General features: G+C 61.0%; 23 protein-coding genes. 15 read left to right on the forward strand and 8 right to left on the reverse strand.

Going from position 1 to position 21,461, the window contains the following annotated elements:
* Nucleotides 1-509 precede the first annotated feature (509 nt).
* The 9 genes from MU553_RS20065 to MU553_RS20105 all read left to right on the forward strand — a co-directional run bounded on the left by MU553_RS20065 (nt 510) and on the right by MU553_RS20105 (nt 9,524).
* Nucleotides 510-1,523, forward strand: a complete 1,014-nt coding sequence (locus MU553_RS20065; RefSeq protein ID WP_247381047.1) for a HEAT repeat domain-containing protein — start codon at nt 510-512, stop codon at nt 1,521-1,523.
* Nucleotides 1,524-1,636: 113 nt separating this feature from the next.
* Nucleotides 1,637-2,818: an ABC transporter substrate-binding protein gene (locus tag MU553_RS20070; protein ID WP_247381049.1), complete on the forward strand. Its 1,182-nt coding sequence runs from the start codon at nt 1,637-1,639 to the stop codon at nt 2,816-2,818.
* Between the two features lie 317 nt (nt 2,819-3,135).
* Complete coding sequence (locus tag MU553_RS20075) at nt 3,136-4,290, forward strand: hypothetical protein (RefSeq protein WP_247381051.1); 1,155 nt, start codon at nt 3,136-3,138, stop codon at nt 4,288-4,290.
* 115 nt (nt 4,291-4,405) lie between these two features.
* The gene (locus MU553_RS20080; protein WP_247381053.1) at nt 4,406-5,620 is read left to right on the forward strand and encodes an ABC transporter substrate-binding protein; all 1,215 of its coding nucleotides are present in this window, start codon (nt 4,406-4,408) and stop codon (nt 5,618-5,620) included.
* Nucleotides 5,621-5,623: 3 nt separating this feature from the next.
* The gene (locus MU553_RS20085; RefSeq protein WP_247381057.1) at nt 5,624-6,121 is read left to right on the forward strand and encodes a DUF7552 domain-containing protein; all 498 of its coding nucleotides are present in this window, start codon (nt 5,624-5,626) and stop codon (nt 6,119-6,121) included.
* Nucleotides 6,118-7,059 carry an NAD(P)/FAD-dependent oxidoreductase gene (locus MU553_RS20090; RefSeq protein WP_247381059.1) on the forward strand — a complete coding sequence of 314 codons (942 nt, stop codon included), beginning with the start codon at nt 6,118-6,120 and terminating at the stop codon, nt 7,057-7,059. The genes MU553_RS20085 and MU553_RS20090 overlap by 4 nt, the downstream gene beginning before the upstream one ends.
* 73 nt (nt 7,060-7,132) lie before the next feature.
* Nucleotides 7,133-8,173: a FecCD family ABC transporter permease gene (locus tag MU553_RS20095; protein WP_379815118.1), complete on the forward strand. Its 1,041-nt coding sequence runs from the start codon at nt 7,133-7,135 to the stop codon at nt 8,171-8,173.
* The gene (locus MU553_RS20100; RefSeq protein WP_247381064.1) at nt 8,173-9,072 is read left to right on the forward strand and encodes an ABC transporter ATP-binding protein; all 900 of its coding nucleotides are present in this window, start codon (nt 8,173-8,175) and stop codon (nt 9,070-9,072) included. Before MU553_RS20095 ends, MU553_RS20100 begins: the two co-directional genes overlap by 1 nt.
* Nucleotides 9,073-9,182: 110 nt before the next feature.
* Entirely contained in the window at nt 9,183-9,524 is a 342-nt protein-coding gene (locus tag MU553_RS20105; RefSeq protein ID WP_247381065.1) for an ABC transporter transmembrane domain-containing protein, read from the forward strand.
* Between the two features lie 197 nt (nt 9,525-9,721).
* On the opposite strand, the gene MU553_RS20110 is transcribed toward MU553_RS20105, so the two are convergent.
* A complete protein-coding gene (locus MU553_RS20110) occupies nt 9,722-10,048 on the reverse strand; it encodes a NifU family protein (RefSeq protein ID WP_247381067.1) in 327 nt (108 codons plus the stop codon).
* Nucleotides 10,049-10,659: 611 nt separating this feature from the next.
* Between MU553_RS20110 and MU553_RS20115 the strand changes: the two genes are divergently transcribed.
* Both MU553_RS20115 and MU553_RS20120 read left to right on the forward strand, forming a co-directional pair.
* Nucleotides 10,660-11,028 carry a metal-dependent transcriptional regulator gene (locus tag MU553_RS20115; RefSeq protein WP_247381069.1) on the forward strand — a complete coding sequence of 123 codons (369 nt, stop codon included), beginning with the start codon at nt 10,660-10,662 and terminating at the stop codon, nt 11,026-11,028.
* An 826-nt stretch (nt 11,029-11,854) separates the two neighbouring features.
* Nucleotides 11,855-12,265 (forward strand): DUF6788 family protein, encoded by a 411-nt coding sequence (locus tag MU553_RS20120; protein WP_247381070.1) that lies wholly within the window; start codon nt 11,855-11,857, stop codon nt 12,263-12,265.
* A gap of 86 nt (nt 12,266-12,351) precedes the next feature.
* Here the strand turns inward: MU553_RS20120 and MU553_RS20125 are convergent, their stop codons facing one another.
* From MU553_RS20125 to MU553_RS20140, 4 genes are all read right to left on the reverse strand, one after another.
* Nucleotides 12,352-12,936, reverse strand: a complete 585-nt coding sequence (locus MU553_RS20125) for a hypothetical protein (RefSeq protein WP_247381072.1) — start codon at nt 12,934-12,936, stop codon at nt 12,352-12,354.
* 1 nt (nt 12,937) lies between these two features.
* A complete protein-coding gene (locus MU553_RS20130) occupies nt 12,938-13,318 on the reverse strand; it encodes a DUF8160 family protein (protein WP_247381074.1) in 381 nt (126 codons plus the stop codon).
* Between the two features lie 251 nt (nt 13,319-13,569).
* Complete coding sequence (locus MU553_RS20135; RefSeq protein WP_247381076.1) at nt 13,570-13,824, reverse strand: MarR family transcriptional regulator; 255 nt, start codon at nt 13,822-13,824, stop codon at nt 13,570-13,572.
* Nucleotides 13,825-14,124: 300 nt separating this feature from the next.
* Nucleotides 14,125-14,973 (reverse strand): YihY/virulence factor BrkB family protein, encoded by an 849-nt coding sequence (locus MU553_RS20140; RefSeq protein WP_247381077.1) that lies wholly within the window; start codon nt 14,971-14,973, stop codon nt 14,125-14,127.
* A 364-nt stretch (nt 14,974-15,337) separates the two neighbouring features.
* Between MU553_RS20140 and MU553_RS20145 the strand changes: the two genes are divergently transcribed.
* Entirely contained in the window at nt 15,338-15,658 is a 321-nt protein-coding gene (locus MU553_RS20145; protein WP_247381080.1) for a hypothetical protein, read from the forward strand.
* 23 nt (nt 15,659-15,681) lie between these two features.
* Here the strand turns inward: MU553_RS20145 and MU553_RS20150 are convergent, their stop codons facing one another.
* A complete protein-coding gene (locus MU553_RS20150; RefSeq protein ID WP_247381081.1) occupies nt 15,682-15,963 on the reverse strand; it encodes a HalOD1 output domain-containing protein in 282 nt (93 codons plus the stop codon).
* 460 nt (nt 15,964-16,423) lie between these two features.
* Complete coding sequence (locus tag MU553_RS20155) at nt 16,424-17,434, reverse strand: Cdc6/Cdc18 family protein (protein ID WP_247381083.1); 1,011 nt, start codon at nt 17,432-17,434, stop codon at nt 16,424-16,426.
* A gap of 437 nt (nt 17,435-17,871) precedes the next feature.
* Between MU553_RS20155 and MU553_RS20160 the strand changes: the two genes are divergently transcribed.
* Both MU553_RS20160 and MU553_RS20165 read left to right on the forward strand, forming a co-directional pair.
* A complete protein-coding gene (locus tag MU553_RS20160; protein WP_247381085.1) occupies nt 17,872-18,405 on the forward strand; it encodes a hypothetical protein in 534 nt (177 codons plus the stop codon).
* Between the two features lie 513 nt (nt 18,406-18,918).
* Nucleotides 18,919-19,533: a hypothetical protein gene (locus MU553_RS20165; protein ID WP_247381088.1), complete on the forward strand. Its 615-nt coding sequence runs from the start codon at nt 18,919-18,921 to the stop codon at nt 19,531-19,533.
* Nucleotides 19,534-19,562: 29 nt separating this feature from the next.
* On the opposite strand, the gene MU553_RS20170 is transcribed toward MU553_RS20165, so the two are convergent.
* Nucleotides 19,563-20,861, reverse strand: coding sequence for an ATP-binding protein (locus MU553_RS20170; protein ID WP_379815088.1), 1,299 nt, complete (start codon nt 20,859-20,861; stop codon nt 19,563-19,565).
* A 129-nt stretch (nt 20,862-20,990) separates the two neighbouring features.
* Between MU553_RS20170 and MU553_RS20175 the strand changes: the two genes are divergently transcribed.
* Complete coding sequence (locus MU553_RS20175; RefSeq protein WP_247381089.1) at nt 20,991-21,419, forward strand: hypothetical protein; 429 nt, start codon at nt 20,991-20,993, stop codon at nt 21,417-21,419.
* Nucleotides 21,420-21,461: the final 42 nt, after the last annotated feature.

Consider the following 21,461-nt stretch of genomic DNA (forward strand, 5'->3'; position numbering starts at 1 on the left):
CATCGTTGCCTGGCCACCACCGAAAGAACACGCGGATACCGCATCCGTTCAGTACGCAGTTGGGATCACGATTGCACGCGACTCGGCTGTACGTCGAACGTAGTATCCTCCACTGGCGTAGCAGTTCGGGCACCTGGCGGGGAACATCCGCAGTTTGCATGGCTGTCAGCCAGTTGTTTATTGGTTTCTGAGGCGATGATACGGAGGGTTAACGAGGTGGGATTCTCTGGTTCGTTAGACTGCGACCGATGGTAGGCCCGCTACTTCACATACTTGGCCCACCTCGGAGCGCTTAGCGTGTCGCTGTCGAAACGATACTTATCTTCGGGTTTGAACTGGTGTCCCCGACTGCTGGCTGCCGAAAACTGAAGGCGGATACTCACGTGCTATCATTGAATTGTGGCACTGTCGAGCCTGATCCAACCTTCCAACACGGGTAGATGGGTTGGAGCGCTTCCGGCCGCACGTACTATCACGCAGCCAGCAAACGGTGCCACCAGGAATGAACGATGGTCGAAGATGAGAGCCTGGACGTGAAAGACATCCATCGTGACATCTCGCAGGTACTAACTGACGGTGATCAACGAGCCGTTTCAGCCACGATACCGCAACTGCTGAAGCTCCCTGCTGACACACAGCAGACGCTCCTTCGAAAACTCGAAACCGTCGCACAGGTGGAGCCTGCCGTTCTAGAACCCGCTGTCCCGACGCTCGAAGCGGTTCTCTCAGGGGGTGATCGCTCGGTACGGCTCACCGCGGTCAAGGTTCTCGCCACCATCGCTGCGACACAACCGAACGCAGTGGCCGACCTCAGCTCGACACTCACTGATGCCCTCTCTGACGACTTCTATTACGTCCGTGGCAGGGCTGCACAAGCACTCGGCCACGTTGCCGAAACGGCGCCCGAAGCCGTGGACACGACGACGATAATCGCACGACTGTTGAACGCCCTCTCACTGGATCGAACCGAAACTCGTCACTACGTGAGTGAAGCACTCTGTCGCATCTCCTTCGGTGATCCCGCACCACTCCGGACGATGACTAGCGATATTGCTGAGCATCTGTCTGACGAGGAGGACTTGGTTCGGTATTATTTGACGACGACGCTCGCGGTCGTCGCGACTGCTGAACCAATCTACGTGGCTGCCGTCGAACCCGAACTGAGAGACCGACTCGACGACGACGTCCCATTCGTTCGGGGCCGGGCAGCCGAAACCCTCGGACTGATTGCACGAGCGGATCCGGATGCGGTCGAGGAAGCAACTGAGTCCCTCCTGGCCTGCCGTGAAGACGGCCAGTTCGTTGCTACTCGGGCGACGTTCGCACTCCACCAACTCGACGAGTCACCACCGGAATTCGACGAAGAAATCGGGACCTATGAGACGATCGTCACTGAAACGCCCAGCATCGTCGAGGAAATTACGAGTCCTGACTCGGACGAGACGTCGTGTCCGCAGTGCGGTCAGACTTTCGGTGAGGCACACCCACCGATGTGTCCGGGCTGTGGCCGCCCCCTCATCTAACCGCTCTCGACCAGGGTTGCGCTGTCTGCTCCCGAGCGATCTGTTCACTCATAATTCTTTAGGCCAGCCTAAATTCCGGAAGTGGTATGTATGTTTAGGCGAGCCTAAAGCCAATGGCACGAGACGTGGTAGAAAACGATGGACCGACGCGTAGAGACTACGTAAAATACGGCGGTGCACTGGCAGTCGGTGGCGCGTTCGCTGGCTGTTCGGATTTGCTCGGGTCAGAACAGGGGACGGCCAACTCAGGGCAGGAATCATATACGGTGACGATGTCACCCGTCGGCACCGTCGAGTTCGACGAGGTGCCCCGGAGCATCTTCACGCGGCTGTCGCATCACGCTGGCATGGCGTTCGCGCTCGGCCGCGGCGACGACGTCAATGCGCTCAACGGGCCGGAGTACTATCACGCGACGTGGAACCAGTTCACGCCGCGGCTCCCCGGCGTCTCGCTGGACTGGTCGAACCTGTATCCGTCGTGGCAGACGAGCAAGGAGAAACTCTACGACCTCGACAGCGACGTCCACCTGGCTGACCCTGCGTCAGTGGTGCAACTCGAAAAGTGGAGCATGGACGATGTCGACGAGGTCAGCGAGCAGATCGCCCCGTGGTTCGGCAACTCGTTGAGCGCCCGTCATCAGGAGCCGATCGACGAGTGGGATGGTGACTACGAGTACTACGGCCTGTGGGAGCAGTTTGAGAAGGTCGCACAAGTGTTCCGCGAAGAGGAGCGCTACGAGGCACTCGCTAACATCCATGCCGACGTTATCGGGACGATCGAAGACGGACTCCCGCCGGAAGTCGAGCGTCCGAGCGTGGTGCTGCTCACCGCCGCCGATGTCGAAAAGAAAATCTGGGCGTACACGACGGGGAATCCCGGGTTCCTCACGTCGCACATCCGGCCCCTCCGACCGCACGACGCCTTCGGAGGGTCGCTCGAATCCGGATCCAATGTCGACTTCGAGGCGCTCCTTGAAGCTGACCCCGACGTGATACTCTTCCTCAGTGGCATGCAGCCGGACGTGAGCATGACCGAACTCCGGGCGACGCTCGCATCGCATCCCATCGCCTCGGAAATCTCTGCGGTCGAGAACGGCCGTGTCTTTCCGCAGGGTGCGCGCTACCAGGGACCGATTCTGAACCTCTTTCAGCTGGAGATGAGTGCAAAGCAGTTCTATCCCGAGCAGTTCGGGGAGTGGCCTATCTCCGACGGTGGGCCGTATCCCGAGATCCCCGCCGACGAACAGCTGTTCGACCGCCAGGAGGTTGCGGACATCATCAACGGAGCGTTCTGACCGTGCGAGCCAGAACGTGGGCCATCGCGGGATGTTACCGCGACCCGGCGGATTACGACATCCCGGAACTGCCTGTGTGGCGGGTGTGCCGAACTGAGCGCGGTGGCGTGGCGTTCGCTGCTGACGGCGACCCATTCATCTCCGCTGAACAACCGATGAAGGTGAGGCGCTAAGTCAGGGGGTAGCCCGGTACGTCGGCGTTTTCGCGACGATTCAGCCGTCCTGACTGCGATTTTACTAGACCCCCCACGACGACGGGGTTTTAGGCCAACCTAAAATTCGAAGGTTCTTTATTGATTTAGGCCAGCCTAAAAATCATGGCAGGGAACTCGAATCAGCAGGATGGCATCAATCGACGACGATATCTCGGTCTAGCAGCGGCTGTCGCAGTAGCGGGCTGTTCAGAAGCGGCGAGTTCACGGGTTCCGTCGGATACGGCGACAAATACGACGGCATCGACGTCTGGAACGGCGACCGAGACAGCGACTGACACGCCGACGGCGACAGATTCAGCAGCCAGGAACACGGAGACGACCGACGCGCCGTCAGAAACGGGAATCGAATCGTCTGCGGACGCCACAGAGACGGATTCGACGGCGCAACATATTGCGGCTGCACAGGACGCGCTCGCCGCTGCCTATTCGGCGTTTCTCACCGAGGGAGACGAAGACGCACTTGCAGACGTGACAGCGGCGAGTTATCCGTTTAAAAACGACGAGGTTCTCGCCGCTATCGACGACGCCGACCGAACGCTCGGATGGGCAGCAGCGAGTCGATCGACACCCAAGCAGGAACAGACAATCGCAGAGCTCGAATCGATGGCACGGTTCCTGGAGACGATAGCACGAGAACAAGAGCGCCTTGCAACGGCCTACTGGTGGGTTGAGGACGTTAGGGACAAGTTCTTCGAGGAGGCGCACTCGACGCTCGGTGATTATCTCGACGCGGCAGTTGCCATCGGTAGTGACACCGAGCGTGCACTCGACGACCTCGAAGCGACGATCGATGCGTCGGCAGCGCGCTCGGTCGAGCCGCTCGACGCTGCTGCTGTCTCCGACAAGATCGAACAGATGCGAGCCGAGATCGAGACTATCGACGACATGAAGCAGGCGTTCGATCCAGGTATCGACGGGCTGGTTCACCTTTGGGATGCAGTCAGGGCGTACAACCTCGGAAACTACTCCGTTGCCATGTCCGAGTACGGAGAGGCAGCCGATGACTTCGGCGATGCCGTCGGCAAGTTCGAGGACCTCGACCCCACGCCGGCGTTCGAATCGAACGTCGAGGGAATGGCCGACGCGACTGCCGTTCTCGAACCCGGGTGTAACGATCTAGCGACGGCAGCGGCCGGCAAAGCGGACGGAGCAGACACCCTGGCCGATTGGCAGATCACGCTCGCCCACGAGCAGTTCGATTCCAACGACGACGTCGCCGACATGCCCTCGATCACCGACGGTCCTGGCGGAGACTGACTGTCCGGTAATCTTCCGGCTGTCTCGATCTCCTACCTGTCGCAATACCAACTACTGTGTTTTAGGCCGACCAAAAATTCGAAAGCGGTATGTATGTTTAGGTTGGCCTAAACCTATGGGACGACAAAGCGGGAGTGACGTTACACGCAGAAAATACGTTCAGGTAGGTGCCACGGTCATCGGCGGGAGCGCACTCGCTGGCTGTTCAGAGCTGCTCGGTGAGGGTGACAGCGTGCAGCACACGCCGGAGACGGGAACGTACACGGCCGATCTATTCCCAGTCGGTGACGTCGAGTTCGACGGGGTTCCACAGTCGGTGACGACATATAACATGGGCTGGGCTGACATGGTGGTATCGCTCGGCCAGGCAGACAAACTCCGAACGGATCGCTACAGCGCGCCGACGTTGTTCTACGATCGCTTCGACGTCGACTACGACGCCGACTGGCCGGCGCTCTGGCAGGACGGTGGCTGGTCGAAAGAGACGATGTACGAACGCGATCCGGACGCTTTTCTCATCGATCCGAATCTGCTCGGGGCGTGGGACGACAACTGGAATGAGGCTGATACGACCGAGATCGCCGAGAAGGTCGCACCGTTTTTCGGCTGTTACAATCGCCGGATCAGAGGCGAGTGGCAACAGAAACTCGACTATCCGGAGAAGGCGCCGTCGATGCTGGAGGCCTTCGACGCCGTCGGCACGGTTCTCGACGAACGAGCCCGTACCGACGAGTGGCTCTCACTCCACGAGGAGATGCAGTCCGACCTTCGGTCACGGCTCCCAGCAGACGGAGAGACGCCGTCGATTGGTCTGATAAACGGTGGGTCAACCCCGGAGAAAGGTGAGTTTTACGTCCTTTACCTGGAGGATAACGGCTACGAGATGAAGCCGTACCGTGACCTCGAACTGGTCGACGCAGACGCGTTCGCCGGTGTGGAAACCGGCCAGTACGGACTCACAGACTACGAGACGATGCTGGAAGTGGATCCCGACGTGATCGTCGTGCACTGGGGAATCACGACCGGGTCGGTGACATCCGGTGGCGACGGCGCCTTCGACGCCACTCAGTTCCGCGAGAAGTTCGTCGAACCCATGGAGAACGACGACGTCGGAAGCAAACTCACCGCAGTCCAGGAAGGGCGCGTGCTTCCTGGTCCGACGGCAGAGCAAGGACCACTCATCAACGCCTTCCAGACCGAGCTGACCGCACGGCTGTTCTATCCCGAGGAGTTCGGTGAGCTCGATCTGGACGCACCCCTCGACGTTCCCGAGGAGAATCAGCTGTTCGACCGCCAGCGGGTCGCGGACATCATCAACGGAGAGGTGTAGGTCGTGCCCGTACCAACGGATGGCTGCGACGAAACCACGTCCCTCGCCGAAACGGTTGGAATCGCACGCGACCGCATCGAGGAGCTCCGAACGTCGGACGGCGAGTTCGTCGTCGCCTGTCGAGACTCGGGCGTCCAGCCCGAGCCAGTGACCGACGCCCGGTTCGAGTCGTACGACGACGCCGAACGGGCCTGTGCTGTCGCACGTCGCTACCGCGAAGCGATGCGGGAACTGGATCCGGCGCTGACTCGGCACGAACTCGTCGTCTCTGCGGTCGAGGAGGGTGCCGTGGAAGTTGCTTGCGTCCGGGAAGCGACCGACCAGCGCCGGGCGAACGGCCTCCCCCACGCGCGCCAGACCGTGACCCTGGCAGGCAACGGGAACGACGAGTGGCTCCGCGTCGAGAACGGCACGGTCGTCCACTTCACCGGCCCCGACTCGCTGCTCGACGACGAGTTCGTCACCCGCCAACTGGACTCGAAACTCTCGGAGGACGCATGACAGACGAGGGAGCCACGACCGCAGAGCCACGAGACAGCTACGACGTCGTCATCGTCGGCGGCGGTCCTGCAGGGTGCTCAGCCGGCGTCTTCTGTGCCCGCTACGGACTCGAGACGGCTGTTTTCGATCGGGGTCGCTCCTCGCTCAAGCGGTGTGCCTACCTGGAGAACTACCTCGGGTTCCCGGCCGGCATCGACGTCGAGTCGTTTTACGACCTCATACACGACCACGTCACTGAGGCTGGGTGTGACCTCGTGCCGGACCTCGTCGAATCGGTCGAGCGGACTGACGCTGGCTTCCGGGTCGAGACACAGGAGGATAGCGTCGTCAAAGCCGATCACGTCGTCGCGGCCGCCAAGTACGACGCGGAGTACCTCCGCCCACTTGGGACATCGGACGCGATGTTCGAGACGTACGAACACGACGGCGAGGCCGAGGAGTTCTTCGACCGCGACTATCCCGACGACGACGGCCGAACGCCGATCGGCGGGCTCTACGTCGCCGGCCCGCTGGCTGGCGTGGGTGACCAGGCGATCATCGCCGCCGGCCACGGTGCGACGGTCGGCCGCAATCTGATCGCCGACGTTCGTCGCGAGGACGGCTACTGGGACGAGGTTGCGGAACCCACTGACTGGCTCCGTCGCGAGGCTGAACTGGACGAGACGTGGGAGGACCGCGATGCGTGGCGCGAGTGGTTCGACGGGCGCGTCCCCGATGGGTTAGACCGGGACAGCGAGACGATCGAACGTGTGCGCGAGGCGGTCATCGACGCGACGTTGGAAACGTACGTCTCGAAGAGTGACATCGCGACGCGAACCGAGCGCGGACAGCGCCGGCTCGCTGCCCACGTAGACGACGAAATCGTCTTGGATGCAGTCGACGATGCCGTCATCGAAGCGTATCTCGACACTGGTGAGGTGACGGCTGGCGATGACTGACGAACCCGTCTCGCGTTCACAGCAGAAGCGACGCTCGTCCGCTCGATCCAGACTGGGCTGGCTCGATAGCTCGATGGTGACGCTCGTGTTCGGAAGTGTCGGCATCGTCTTCGCTGGCGGGCTCGTCCAGGTGAGTCTCGGTGCGTATTCGATGACTATCGTCGAGGCCTGGCAGGCGGTGTTCAATCCGAGCGTGCTGTTCAACCCACACGCGTGGGACGCCTTCCTGCTCGGTGAAGCAGTGCCAGAGATGAACACGGAGAGTCTCATCGTCTGGAACATCCGGCTCCCGCGCGTGCTCGTCGCGGTGTTCGTCGGGATGAACCTCGCCGTCTCCGGGGCGATCTTCCAGGCAGTCACCCGGAACGAACTGGCGAGTCCGTTCATTCTCGGGGTTTCCTCGGGCTCCGGGCTGGCAATCTTGCTCACGCTCGTGATCTTCGGGAGCCTGGCAACTCTCCTTCCGCTGATCGCCGCCGTGGGTGGGGCCGCCGCGTTCCTGCTCGTCTATCTCATCGCGTGGAAAAACGGGACGAGTCCAGTCCGGTTGATCCTCGCGGGCGTCATCGTCGGGACGGCGTTCGGATCGTTGCAGACGGCGCTGTTCTTTTTCGCCGACGACATCGGCGTCGTCCAGTCGGCGATCGCGTGGACGACCGGCTCGCTCACCGGCGTCGACTGGGCACAGGTGCGGATGATCCTGCCGTGGACAGCCGTCGTGATGGCTCTCTCTCTCGGCGGAGCGCGGCAGTTGAACGTCCTCCTGCTCGGGGAGTCGACTGCCAAGTCGCTCGGAATGTCCGTCGAACGCGTCCGATTCGCGCTGTCGGGGGTCGCGGTCCTCGCGGCGGCGGCCAGCATCGCCGTCGCGGGCATCGTCAGCTTCGTCGGCCTGATCGTCCCGCACATGGTCCGGAGTATCGTTGGAAGCGACTACAAGCGGTTGATCGTGGGCTGTGTTTTCGCCGGCCCGGCGTTGATGGTCGCTGCCGACGTGGGGGCGAGACTCGCGTTGAGTCCGACGCAGATACCCGTCGGCATCGTGACCGGCCTGATCGGCACGCCGTACTTCCTGTATCTGATGCGGCGACAGGAACAACTGGGAGAGGTCTGATGCGCGAGCACCCGACAGCCCGGACGGCGACAGATCGCACCCGTGGGACCTCTTTTGATGGCAACGAGCTGGTCATCGGCTATCCCTCGACCGACGAGCCGGTTATCGACGACGAGTCCGTGGCTGTCCCGCCAGGGGAAGTGACCGCGCTCGTCGGCCCGAACGGTTCGGGGAAGAGTACGCTTCTGAAAGGACTCGCGACGCAACTCGATATCGACGCTGGCACAGTCCTGCTCGATGGGCAGGACGTGGCCGAGATGGGGACCAAGCAACTCGCGCAGAACCTCGGTTTGCTCTCCCAGGAGAACATCGTGCCTAACGGCTTCACTGTCGAGGATCTGGTGTATCACGGCCGGTATCCCCACCGTGGCTTTTTCGAGTCGGTGACCGACGAGGACGAAACGGCAGTCGAGGACGCGCTGTCGCTGGCTGGCGTCACACACCTTCGGGACCGAGACCTGGGGAGTCTCAGCGGCGGGCAGAAACAGCTCGTCTGGATCGCGATGGTACTCGCCCAGGAGACGAACGTGCTGCTGCTCGACGAACCGACGACCTTCCTCGACCTCCAGCATCAGCTCCGGGTGATGGAGGTCGTCGAAACCCTTCGCAGCGAGCGTGACATCACTGTCGTCCTCGTGCTTCACGACATCAGCCAAGCGGCGCGCCACGCCGATCACATGGTTGCGCTCAGAGACGGCTCGATATTCGCCCGCGGCCCACCCGGCGAGATCGTCACGGAGGACCTCCTCGCGGAGGTGTTCCAAATCGAAGCGACCGTCTCCTGTGCGAACGGGAGTCCACAGATCACGCCACTGCGACCGATCGACGGGGGGATGGCAACTGATCCGGATGACGGAACGGAACGCGAAGAACCGCCAGCCGACGCGTCGACGGCATGAGTCAGGCCAGTGCTGATCCGGGTGGGCTCAGCGACGAATATCGCGACTAAGTCACGAGTCCACTGACGGGGCTGTCCAGGCAGTACGGACACTCCCATTCGCGGTAGCTCGTGCTTGGACTGCTTGCGAGCATCGGGACACACGCCGCGACGCTCGTCACGCCGCTCGTCATCGGTACGGCCATCGACGCCGTATTTACTTGTGAAAGCGAGTACGCGTTACCGCTCGTCCCTCAGACCTGGTTGCCCACGGAGGCAGCGGCACAGTTCTGGCGTTCTACTGGACTTGCCGGGACTGCATTGCTGCTGTCGGCACTACTGGCGTGGGTTTGCGGTGTGGCGATGAACTTCTTCGCCCACGGGGTGATGTTCGGCATTCGGACCGACGCCGACGAGAAGATACAGCGTCTCGACATGACTTTCTTCGACAACAAAGAGACTGGGGAGAAGTAGTGTCCCCTCTTGGAATCGTGATTGATGGCTCGTATTCCCCCAAGTAGGCGAGGTGGATGACCCTTCCCCAAAAACCCAATTTGATTGAAGCCCTTCATATCAGTGGTCGGTGAAAAAATAACACCCCACTGGAGACTCGAGGACGGTTGCCCATCCAAAACATCGCCACGTGTCGGTCCCGTCGCGATTGGCCTTTTTCAGAACGCCGGGTCGTAGTCTTCGTACTCTTCCATTTCTTCCATTTCGTCGATCATCGACGGCATGACAGCTGCCCGCGGCCCGCCGGCCCGTCGGACAGTCACCTTCGAGATGTCGTCTACCTCTGTTGGCAGGCGGTGCTTGATCGCCTTCATTGTCATCGGTGCAATGCCACATCCGGAGCAGGCGCCGCCGATAGCGACCGTCACCTCTCCGCTTTCAGTGTCGGCGTCCTCGATCTCGAAGTGCCCACCGTGTTCCTGTATCTGTGGGACGTTGTTACTCAGGTAGTTCCGTGCTTGTCGTTCGAGGCTTTCAACGCTCATAACGGATCTACAAAGGTGCCAATATGTAATAAATCTGTGCCTTTCGGATACCCTAAAATTGGCTGCGAAGAGGTCCACAGAAACAGATTTTCCAAATATGTGGGACAATATAAATAGAATATGATCTTTTCGCACTGCCTAAACCTGCTGGCCAGTCAGCAACGCATGCCACGGTATTACCGCCTCTTGTGAAGAAAACAGAGAAGAGTGACAGATCGCTGCTATAGAGCTTCAATGACAACCCTAAAGATTCGAGGAGGGTATGGTTTAGGCTAACCTAATCCGGTAGAGTTATTTGTTTTTAGGCTAGCCTAAAACATGTATGTTTGGCCCACGTAGTAGACGTGCCCAACTGTGGGCAGACGTCTATATTGGTGTCTTTGGCCCGGGAGAAAGAGATGAGACGGTGAAGAGCTCGATCATCGATCAACGATCCGCAAACAGGTATACAACCGATTCCAGCAAGCGGAACCCACAGACATCCGAAGACGAATGATGGCGGAACGGGACGCGAACCTGACCTGTTCACGGGACTTTCCAGTCAGGATCGCACGTTCTAGTTTGATTGCGAGGTCGTCGATGTTCCCACTTCATCGATTGCGACGCTGTCGATGACTGGGGCGTCGCACTATTTACTCGTCCTGTATATCAAAGAACAGCAACAGTCACCGCCAATTCCGCCAGGGGAAATAGCAGACACCGTCGGGAAATCGCCCGCAGCAGCGACAGAGATGCTACAGCGACTCGACTCGAAAGGGCTCGTTAGTCACGAGCCGTATAATGGAGCAACGTTGACCTGTGAGGGACGAACGACGGCAACAGATCTTCATGAACGGTACGTCACGCTGTCGTGGTTCTTCCGCGACGTCCTCGGTTTAGATACCTACGAACAGGAAGCTATGCAGCTAGCGGGTGCTGTCAGTGCCGATGTGACCGACCGTCTGACCTCACTGTTGCTATCGGAGGAAGAGCCAGAGTGATGCTATTCTAAAGCGGTGATCGAGACAGCCACAGCGTGGCTGACGACCGTGAAGATAGAAAATACATGAAGCCAATTTATTCGACGGAAACCGAGTCAGCGCTACGGCGATTCATTCGAAGGCCGCGGGTCGTCAGTGTTCGCTCACGGTTCCGGATGTCCTGTCAGTTGTATCTGTTTCGTCGTCGAGGTCTTCCGTCCCGAAGATCCCGACATAGATACCTGCCCACAACCGTACTCGCTTACTGCGAGGTCCGCCTCGCGTCATGACACCGTTCACCCTCTTCGAAGGGGATGATCACGAAGTTCTGTTCACGGCTCATCGGTCTCATGGTGACTATCTTGCCTCGACGCAAATCAACGCTGTTCACAGCAGTCGACATCTCTTACCGAAGCTGCTTAGCGTCAAGGCAATGATTTCTTGTATCTGGATAGACACATCCTATTTCTAGTCATCATTTCTCTTTTGATTAGCTTCGGTCGCGCAATACGGCCCTCATTCAATCGGCGATTGATTTCATACTCAGCTGTGTCAGTTGGCAATGAAGGCACGACGACAGCGACTCGCATCCAGACTCTGGATGAAATCTGGCCAAGCCCCCACTCGTCAAGACTCGTAGAAAAAATGATAGTCGACACTGCTAGCCTGTGGTTTGAATATATACTATTTCTGTTATGAGGCCTGATGGGGGAGCGTCCACGACTGGAAGCGAACCCGGTCGACTCGAAGGTCGCACGCTCTCTGCAGTCGACACAGCGGCGTTCTGACCAGTGTGTCACCCTACAACTCTATGGTCGTGGGCTTCACGTTGGGTAACAGACCGAAGATGGCAGAGTCACCACCGACGCCACCGGCGGAACTCCCGGCCGAAATCGAGCGGACGCTCGCCGAGCAGTCACCGGTGGTTCTCCGGGCAATCGCCAGGTACGCCGACGAACTCGCCGACTATCGTGACGAACCAGCCAGTGTGAGCCGGCCGACCCCACCGGGAGACCGTCGTGACGAGGACCGGACAGGGCAGTCCGGGCAGGACTCGGACGGGCAGTCGAGCAGTCAGCCCGACGAGAAGCCCGCCCAGCAGTCAGACCAGCAGTCCGACGATCCTCCCGACGGCGTTCCGTCGAAAGCGACGGTCACCGTCAAGGAGATCAACGGCAACCGCTACTACTACTGGCAGTGGCGTGACGGCGACCAGATCAAGTCGAAGTACAAAGGTCCCGTCAACTCGACCGACTGAGCCCGAAGCAGCGAGCGAGCGGTCGCAGTCGAAGCTGTGAGTGAGAATGCACGCCCGTCGATCCAGCAGGACGGCGGGACCTGTGTTCAGTCGATCCGGTGTGTCTCCGCGCGATCCGCGATCGTCGCCGCTTCCTCGCGGGCTCGATCGAGACAGTCGGCGATGAACGTATCGAGCCCGTCGATCAGGTCGTCGCTTCGCACCTGGCGATCGATTTCGTGGAACGCGTCTTCACAGATCGCGTGCAGACAGTCCGTTGCGCGTTCGTACCGGTCTGTCTCGCTCGTCTGCCCGATACGGTGAGTGAGGAGACCCCGGTCTTCGAAGACGGCCTCGATTCGCCGTGAGGCCTCCCCGTAGATATCTGCGACCTGTTTCCAGTCCGCCGTGCCAGCGAGGCTGCGTGACCGAAACGCCTCGTCGTGGACGAGGCGATCAGCAAACGACGTCAGCCGATCCCTGGCAACGGACTCGAAATAGAAGTGCCGTGTCAGCGAGTACTCGGCGCCAGAGACCTGGACGAAGTTCTCCGACCCGATCGGCCCCGCCGAATCAGTGCCGATCACGACGTGCGTTCCAGCCGACCGATAGGACGTCTGGATTTCGAACTGCGGCGTGCTGTCCGCGGGCTGGTCTGTCACCTCCTCGACTGGAACCCACTCGTCGGTCATGTTATTCGGTGAATTCGTTCGCTCCGACGCCCGGAATCGTCTCGACCTCGGCTGCGAACTCGGCGGGCGAGAGGTCGCTGATCTGTGCGAGCCCCAACTTGATCAGCACTGGGTAGAAATGGCGCGTGACGGCCATCTGGCCGCCGAACTCCGCTTCGACGCTGTCCCCGAGGTCAGCTCTGACCGAGTCGAGTGCCTCGTCGAGCGCGTCGGGGACGTAGATGTTTCGGTGCCCCCACTCTTTCTGGACGTGCTTGACGCGCGGGGCGTCGGTGTGCGCATGCTCCCCCGAGAAGAACTCCGTGGAGGACTGCGACGGCTGGGTCCCGACGTTCGGGAGGTCGCCCTCGCTCGATCGCTTCGGTGAAGACGGACCGCTCATGGCGTGATCACCATCGCCGACACACGAGTCCGACTCTCTCCTGGCACGGAATCTACGGGATGATGTCGCATGGTTGTGTGGGTCTCATGGTATACAGTGGCATCTATCAAAAAGATGCGTCAGACAGCTGTAATCTCTGTGTCCGCCGCGAGAACGGATAATTGCCGGACGCCAGTCGGGTTGCCCCGTAAGACAGATGCGTCGAACTGGCAGCCGGCGAGGGGCGAGTCGACGACGGGACCATCCGTCGGTCACGGCGACTCGTCTGACAGGTCCTGACACAACCGGGAGCCGATCGGAGAGATGCGGTACACGGACGGGCCCGTATCGATGACGCGGACCAGTCCCTCCGCGCGAAGCTCCGCGAGACAGCGCTCGACCTCGTCGGACGGCACGTCGAGATTGAACGCGATCACCGACGCCGTCAGCGTGATCTGCTCGCTGCTGTTCTCGAGATACCGGAGGATTCGCCTGTGTGAGTCCGAGAGTGATGGCTGTTCAGTCATGGGTCTCAGCAGGGGTTCGGCGGGTTCGGTCCGACGATGGTCACTGCTGTCTGTTCAGCCGACTCACCTGAGTCGTGCCCGAAAGATCCCATGCGCATACTCGACACCTCGGAACACTAATATAGATAGATTTGCATAAAATTTCATACCAATTAGCAGAAACGCTACTGACGCTCACCCGTGAAATATCAGTGACGGTGGTGGATCGGTCACGAACAGGGAGCGCTCTCGCGTTGCGATACCCCGTGCACTGCTCGTTCTCCCTGCACGGCCACCCTGGAGCCGTTTTTGCTGCAGACTTCACCCACCCTCCGAGACGTCAGCGACTGCGTCCGCGGACGGCTTCGAGGGTGGTGGACCGGCAAGCGACGCGTTCACGACCGCCCCGAACAGGACGAGATAGCTGCCGTAGTAGAGCCAGGTGAGCAACACGAGTATCGCTCCCAGCGCGCCGGCGACGTTCGGACTCGACACGTGCTGGAGGTACAGCTGGAACGTCCACTGGAGGAGCGTCCAGCCACCGGCTGCGATCAGGGCACCGGGGAGCGCGTTGCGGAGCGGGAGCGCGGTGTTCGGGAACAGGTAGTACATCGGGAGGAAGGCGACGACGAGACCGACCAGGAGGACGGTAGCACTCACGAGGTCGAAGAACGGGACCCGAACGACAACGGACGCTGTCGCGGCCCCCGCAGCGGCAAGGGTGGCGACGAGGACGATGCTGAACGTCACCAGTGCATCGAGCAGTTGATCGACGCGCGAGGTTTTCGTGGTGGTCTCGTAGATCCTCGCAAACGCCGTCTGGAACGTCCGGAACAGACCGATCGCTCCCCACAACAGGATCGCGAGACTCACGATCGACGTCGCAGTCGTCGCGATCTGGCTGCTCACGGCCGTCGCGAGCAGTTGTCTCGTCTCCGTGGGAAGCACCGCTTCGGTGAGTTCGAGCACCCGCGCGGCCAACTGCTCACCGGCGACCATCGCGACGAGGAGGTACAGCACGACGATGAGCGGTAACAGCGACATGAACGCCTGATAGGCGACGCTCCCCGCCATGAAGCCGACGTCGACTCGCTTCATCGTCGCGTACACTCGGCGACCCAGCACGGCCGTCCGCGCGAGAACCGCCTCGGTGTCGAAAGACGACGGCACGGCCTCGGATACGAGACCACGACAAAAAACGCGGTCGGTCCGCTCCGTTCGAGCCGGTGAGGCATTGACTGGCCGCTACTGGGGGCTACAGTCTCGGTCGGTGCCAGCTACTCGGCCCGGTCGCAGCCACGACTGATGAAATACTCATGGTGGGGCACTCACGAACAGCGTGCAGTCGTTCGGACTGCCTGTTCCCGCCTGCGGGTGCGACGCCCGAGAGCGTTCTGGTCAGTCAGATCGCTGCATTGGCCGCGGTTCGACAGCACTCGGGTGCCGTTAGCCAACCTATACCCGCTCAGCGAAGGGTTAATTTATATTATTATATGATGAATACTAATGTGGGCACGAGTTATTTGAGAACGATATGACAACGCTGTCGAACTACGGGGTGTTCGAGACCCTTCGAACGGATCTCAAGTGGGACGTCGTTATCTTCGAGTTCGGTCGCCACACCTACCACTGGTTCGACGACGTCGATCCGGACAAGGTCTCGTTTCTCGGGTCACTCGACGCCGCGTTCGGTGAGGTCGTCGCGCTCCTCTCGCGCGGACTGGTCGAACGGATTCACATGCCGCTCTCTCTCCCCGACGACGATATCGAGCCGATCCCCCGAGCGATCGGTGACGGCATCTCGATTCGCAGCAAAACCGACGAGTATCCCGACGTTCCCAGATTCTACCCCTGAGAGTCGGCCACCGATCGCGGGGGTCACTTCGGATCGATCTGTCGGAACGGAGTGACCGTGATCGTCCCGTCCCCCTGGATTTCGACGTAACACCCGCCGTAGGAGAACGCCGTGAAGATGTCGTTACTGGAACTGTTGGTGATGAATCGCTCGAGTGACTCGACGTCGATCGTTTCGTAGACGGGTTCGATCTCCGTCACCGCGACGTTCGCTGCTGACTCGAGGGTCTCGAACAACGCTCTGTGGAACGGCTGTTCGCCGTCCCACGTCTGCGTCGTCGTTCCGTTATCAATACTCGCGTTCATCTCGTGGTGAGTCGGCGTCCTGCTCGAATCACGCATAGTCATCTGTTGGCCTGGTTTTGTGCGGACGACCAGACGGCGTCGCTCTCGGTCGAATGCGTTGCCACTGATCCAGCAGGCACGGCCCCTGGATCCCCCAACGTCCACTCGGTTCTGTGACCGTACCACGAATCGTCACTACAGGGCAATCAATGTTATTGTGCAAACACGATATGTCTCAGCACTCGCGTCGATATCCGATCAGTTTCACGAGTAGACCGCACAACAGCGAGCGGATCTGCCATATATGGACGTAATTATGACATAACTGCCCTTTCGTATAAGAGATCTAGAATACGGGGGTGTGTAATACGGTTGTGCCGAGAGATGCTTCCGTCCTGGAAATTCGGGCGTCAGTAGCCGTCATACACGCATCACGAGAGCTATAGTACCAGGTACGTCTCACGAACAGGTGCCAGGGAAGCTACAGTTCGATCGCCTCGTAGGAGCGACTGGGGCCGCTGCCGGTACTCCGAACGAGGTTGTAATCCGCTAACTTCTTGAGATACGTCCGCACGGTGCGTTTCGTCTTGGGTTCTGCCATGCGGGTCTTGTACCGTTCGTAGATCTCGTTGGGCGACAGTTCCTCCGTCTCGGTGAGGATCTCGTAGAGCTGGCGCTGATCGGCGTTGAGCTTCGTCAAGTTCTTCTGGTGGATCTCCTCGCGTGCAGAGGGGATCGCCTTCGAGACGTCCTGCTCGCGGATCGTGGCCGCCCCCTCGTGATCGGCGTTTCGGGCGGCCGACCGGAGGATACTGATCGCATCGCGCGCGTTCCCCGCTGCCGCGTCGGCGATCCGTTCGACCTGCGCCGTCGTGAGCGCGTCCTGCGTGAGCCCCCACCGGATCCGGTCCTCGAGTAGAGAGACCAGTTCCGTCTCCGTGTACCGATCGAACCGGACGAACTCGCTGCTTCGCAACCGCGACTGTAAGCGCTCGTCGAGCGTCGACAGGACCTCGCGCTTCCGGTTGGCGATCAGGACCATCGTCACCTGCGGGATCGCGTACAGTTTCCGGAGGACGCCCTTGTCTTCGAGTTGGTCGACTTCGTCCAGGATGAGCAGATAGGGGTGCTCGATGTCCTCGATTCGCGCGAGCATCTCGTCCTGAGGGGTCGAGCGGTGGATGTCGTACGACGTCCCGACGCCCTCGAGCACTTTGTAGAGCACCCGGAACCGATTCGAGTGCTGCCAGCAGTCGATGTAGTGGCTCTCGATGTCGAGGACCTTCTCCTGGAGTTTGTCCACCGTATAGCGAGCGATACAGGTCTTGCCGGCGCCGGAGGGACCGACCAGGAACGTGTCCTGGGGTCTGTCCCCGTCGATCACCGGCTCCAGGGCTTTCGACATCTGATTGACCTCCTCGTGCCGGTGGACGATCTCGTTGGGCAGGAAGTCGTCCTGTAACACCCTGGCGTTCTGTATCACGCGCGTCATGGCTGGCTGGCCGGGCAAACGGCTCCCCGGGGCGACTCCGGACGTCCGGGTTCGGCAGCCGTCACGTCGCCCCTGGTACTCGGAGATCGATTCGTCATCTCGTCTCTCACCTGGTTGTCGCTGTGTGTCTGTGATGGCCTCACGCCGTGACTGACGGCCGTCACGGCAAACTGGCCCCTGACGTCACAGCCGGCGCACTGTCGCCGGCGTTGTTGCGGACTAGTTGCAGAGTTCACAGTCCGATTACTATAGTGTGTTGCAACGGGTGCCCCATCGCGTACTCACTGCGGTGAACCGCGTGCGAGAAACGACACTCACGTCGTGTTACTGGGGAGTAGTTATATCAAAGACATGATGGCTACGGAAGGTGTTTTACCGACTGCCCGTCAGTGTCACCTGTACGCCGGCAAGTAGCGACGTGAGCACGCCTCCCGCCGATGACATCGCAGTACACCAACCGCCGCCGACGCGGCGTCAGACTGGACGTTGCAGATCTCCCGACGAAACGGGGGCACGGGCAGACAGTACTGGTCGGGGCGCCGTCACTCCTCCATCTCGGGTGTCGCCCCGGGGACATCGTCGAGATCCAGGGGACCGACATCACCTACGCGCGAGCGGCTCACTCCGACCCCGACGAGTGGCACACGGGTCGGATCTTCATGGACACGGTCGTCCGCCACAACGCGGCCGTCGAACTCGACGACACGATCACGATCGAACCGGCGAAGATCGACGACGCGAGTACAGTCCACGTCCAGTACACGACGACCCGGACGGAGACGCCGTCTGCGGGCGACCGGCGCCAGGTCGAATCGCTCCTGTCCAACCGCGGCGTCTTCGTCGGCGATCTCGTCCCGCTTTTCGCGATCGACGAACACGATCCGCCCCACGTCCAGATCACCGACGTCGCCCCGGATTCGGCGGGCAAGATCACGCCGGACACCGACCTCGTCTTCGACCGGATCGTCTGACTGGACCCGAAACGGTGGCAGAAATATTATCTATCCGAACTGTCCTATCGACGAGCCAGCAGTGGTGAAATCACGGGAGTCCGCTCAGTTCGACGGGGTCCCGCCTATATCAGATCGCCAATGGGTTTGGCGAAAACGGCGTCAGTATATATGACTGCTCAGGGACCGAGTGAGCAGAAATCACACGCAGTGAGGGGTGTACGTCACGTTTCGAAGGAGGGGTATCGATCATAATTAGGACGTATTCTAATCATTGCATAATATTCATTTTCTCGGGGTGTCTGTGTACTGGTCGCTAGGGAACTGACGAGTCACCAGAAGGACGGGTTGGTGGAACATCACGTGCTTCTCGGTGCGAGGTCAAAAGCGTTTCCCAGCGTGAGAGGCGTCACTGCTCGGCGACCGAGTGTGACGGCCAGGAGAATCTATGACGACACGACACGCACACTACCATCGACGCAGTCCGGAGAGCGGACGCTATCGTACAGTTCACAGCGGAGGGAGGTGACTCGCGTGGGACGAATCCAGATCCGTGATCGGACGGACGAATGGGAGGTAACGACCGCCAGCTGGGAGGGCGTCGTCGAGGTCCGACTGGACGACGGGGACGACCTGGAGGTCGTCGTCTCCGACCACGCGCCGTACACGCCAGACGACATCGTCGTCAGTGAGCAGCGAATGGGGACCGCGTCGACGGTGTTCGGTCACGGACCCACGTGGCTGCTGTACGTCCCGACGGTGCTCGGCCTGCTCACACTGGCGGTCGACGAACTCGGCGTGCTGGCGCCGTTTCCCGACCCGATCTCCTGGGCGATCAGCGTCGGCCTCTACTGGACGTTCTTCCTCGTCGGGGTCGCCGGAACGGTCTTCCTGTACAACGACGCGAGGGCGCTGACCGCCACGGATCGGTCCTGGCAGCCGAATCCGTGGCCGTTTATCATCGCCGGCGGCAGTGTCGTCGCCGCGCTCCAGACACTTCTCGTGGGACTGCCGTCGGGGTCGTGGCAGACGGTGGTCGCGTCGCTCGGAGGCCTGTTCGTCGTCGGCTGTACAGTCGCTTCGTCGATCGCGGGGCCGCTGTATCTCGTCGCGCGACACCGATTTCTCACCGCCGACGCAGCCGACTGACGGTGTCGCTGCGCCGCGAGTGGCGGCGATTATCCGGCGAACAACACCAGGAGTAAGCCGAGGCCGAGCACGACCGCCAGCAGGGCCACCAGCCGGATCTTCGACTGCCGATTTGACGGCGTCTGCGTTCCCCCGCTTTCTGCGGCGGTCGCTGCCACGGCACGGAGTCCGAGAACGCCACTGCGCACCTGCTGTGCCAGGTACCGGAACGCCCGGACACTCCGGGTTCGGACGGCCCGAAACAGGAACACCATCATGTCCCCGACTTCGAGGAGCAGTGATTCACGCTGGGCAGGCGTCGGACTCGCTCGGGAACGCGCCGCGTGACGTGAGTCGCGCTCCGAGAGTGCCGAGTCAGTTGCGCTGTCCTGGTCGGGTGCGCTGCCGGACTCTCCACTCGCCTCGCTCGCGTTCGACTCCGCCGTCTCGGTCGCAGCGTCTCCTGCAGCCTCCGTGTTCGACGCGGACGCTGCTCCTACCGCTTCGAGACGGCGCACGAGTGCCGGGTCGACGGGCTTGAGGTCGGGCACGGTCGGTGCCGAGAAATCGGGCGTCGTCCCGACGTCGACGGTCTCTCGCATCCGGAACGTGACCCGCTGGACCCGTTCGTCCCAGTCGGTCATCAGGAGCGCTTCCCCGTTCGCGAGGGTCTCGACCGTCTCGGCCGCGTCGGCGTCGATGATCCGCCGGACGACGTCCGTGTCGTTGTTCCACGTCAGGCGGTGCCAGACCAGCCAGTTACATTGCGTGATAAAATCCTTGTCGACGGCCGCCGGGCGCTGGGAGATCGCACAGATTCCCAGCCCGCGCTTGCGCCCTCGCTTCGCGATCTGTAACAGCCGCTCGCCGAGCGCGTCGAGGCCACCGGACTCGGGGAGGTACTCGTGGGCCTCCTCGACGACGAGCAGAAACGGTTGTCGCAACTCCTTCTCGCGAACGAACAGCTCGCGAACGACGCGTTCGAGCAGGGCCGTTCGCTCGTCCTCGTCGAGATACCCGGAGACGTCGAGGACGATCGGAACGCCGTCTTCGAGCGCGAGTTCCGCGAGGAGCGGGGCGTGGTCGACGCTCACCTGCGCATCGCAGGTCTCGTCCGCGCCGACGTGGAGGACCTCGTACTGCTCTTTGAGTCCGTAGTACTCGCCGTCGGTATCGACGATGAGAAAGCCGAGATCGTGTTCGAGCAACTCCTCGGCGATGACGCTCGCCGTCACCGACTTCCCGCTTCCCGACTTCCCGGTGATGAAGCCCCTGCCCGTGAGCAAGTCGACGACGGGCAGCGTCTCGCCGTCGACCGTCACCGGAATCTCCGCAGGCGGGTCGGTCATTCTCAAATGTTATTCAGCCAACGAGTATATGCCTTCTGTCCGTAATTACCACCTACCCAAGACGTTTCCCGACTGTCTCGCGGGCGAACCTGCCAGTAGATTTTTGAAACTCAGATGAGAGATGAAGGTATGGTCACGCTGTGGCGACGGGAGATCGCGCGGCGAACCGTTGGGTTCGTCCTCGGCAGTTCGGTCGTCCTTACGGCGAGTTTCGTCGGCGTGCTCGGCCTCGCCTCCGGTGAGTTGACCGATAGTCTGTCGCGACTGCCGTTCTACAGCCTCGGACTCGCGGTCGTGTTCGTGACGGCGATCGTCGGCCTTATCAGGTACGACGCGGACGGCATCACGGCGATGCTCGGGGCGATCGGCATCGCCATCGTCGGCTTCGTCCTCGTGGCACTGACCGGGGAGGGGCTGCTGTACGCGCTGCGGTTCCCCGGGCGAGTGTTCGGCTCACAACTTCTGCTGTACTTCTTCGCCGCCGGGCTGATCGGCACTGGACTCGGGTACTGGCTGCTGTCGTTCTGGCGCGAGTTCGCGTCGGAACCAGAGGGGTAAGACTGGGGCTGCTCGGCCGAGGGCCGAGAATGCGGGCTATTA

Source organism: Halorientalis brevis (genome assembly GCF_023077655.1).

Bases quoted from the DNA above. Each gene is read 5' to 3' on its own strand.
- MU553_RS20100 (WP_247381064.1), top strand. From the start codon at position 8,173: ATGCGCGAGCACCCGACAGCCCGGACGGCGACAGATCGCACCCGTGGG.
- MU553_RS20150 (WP_247381081.1), bottom strand. From the start codon at position 15,963: ATGAACGCGAGTATTGATAACGGAACGACGACGCAGACGTGGGACGGC.
- MU553_RS20080 (WP_247381053.1), top strand. From the start codon at position 4,406: ATGGGACGACAAAGCGGGAGTGACGTTACACGCAGAAAATACGTTCAG.
- MU553_RS20075 (WP_247381051.1), top strand. From the start codon at position 3,136: ATGGCAGGGAACTCGAATCAGCAGGATGGCATCAATCGACGACGATAT.
- MU553_RS20120 (WP_247381070.1), top strand. From the start codon at position 11,855: ATGGCAGAGTCACCACCGACGCCACCGGCGGAACTCCCGGCCGAAATC.
- MU553_RS20175 (WP_247381089.1), top strand. From the start codon at position 20,991: ATGGTCACGCTGTGGCGACGGGAGATCGCGCGGCGAACCGTTGGGTTC.
- MU553_RS20115 (WP_247381069.1), top strand. From the start codon at position 10,660: ATGACTGGGGCGTCGCACTATTTACTCGTCCTGTATATCAAAGAACAG.
- MU553_RS20070 (WP_247381049.1), top strand. From the start codon at position 1,637: ATGGCACGAGACGTGGTAGAAAACGATGGACCGACGCGTAGAGACTAC.
- MU553_RS20170 (WP_379815088.1), bottom strand. From the start codon at position 20,861: ATGACCGACCCGCCTGCGGAGATTCCGGTGACGGTCGACGGCGAGACG.
- MU553_RS20155 (WP_247381083.1), bottom strand. From the start codon at position 17,434: ATGACGCGCGTGATACAGAACGCCAGGGTGTTACAGGACGACTTCCTG.
- MU553_RS20145 (WP_247381080.1), top strand. From the start codon at position 15,338: ATGACAACGCTGTCGAACTACGGGGTGTTCGAGACCCTTCGAACGGAT.
- MU553_RS20110 (WP_247381067.1), bottom strand. From the start codon at position 10,048: ATGAGCGTTGAAAGCCTCGAACGACAAGCACGGAACTACCTGAGTAAC.
- MU553_RS20125 (WP_247381072.1), bottom strand. From the start codon at position 12,936: ATGACCGACGAGTGGGTTCCAGTCGAGGAGGTGACAGACCAGCCCGCG.
- MU553_RS20130 (WP_247381074.1), bottom strand. From the start codon at position 13,318: ATGAGCGGTCCGTCTTCACCGAAGCGATCGAGCGAGGGCGACCTCCCG.
- MU553_RS20095 (WP_379815118.1), top strand. From the start codon at position 7,133: ATGGTGACGCTCGTGTTCGGAAGTGTCGGCATCGTCTTCGCTGGCGGG.
- MU553_RS20135 (WP_247381076.1), bottom strand. From the start codon at position 13,824: ATGACTGAACAGCCATCACTCTCGGACTCACACAGGCGAATCCTCCGG.
- MU553_RS20160 (WP_247381085.1), top strand. From the start codon at position 17,872: ATGACATCGCAGTACACCAACCGCCGCCGACGCGGCGTCAGACTGGAC.
- MU553_RS20090 (WP_247381059.1), top strand. From the start codon at position 6,118: ATGACAGACGAGGGAGCCACGACCGCAGAGCCACGAGACAGCTACGAC.
- MU553_RS20065 (WP_247381047.1), top strand. From the start codon at position 510: ATGGTCGAAGATGAGAGCCTGGACGTGAAAGACATCCATCGTGACATC.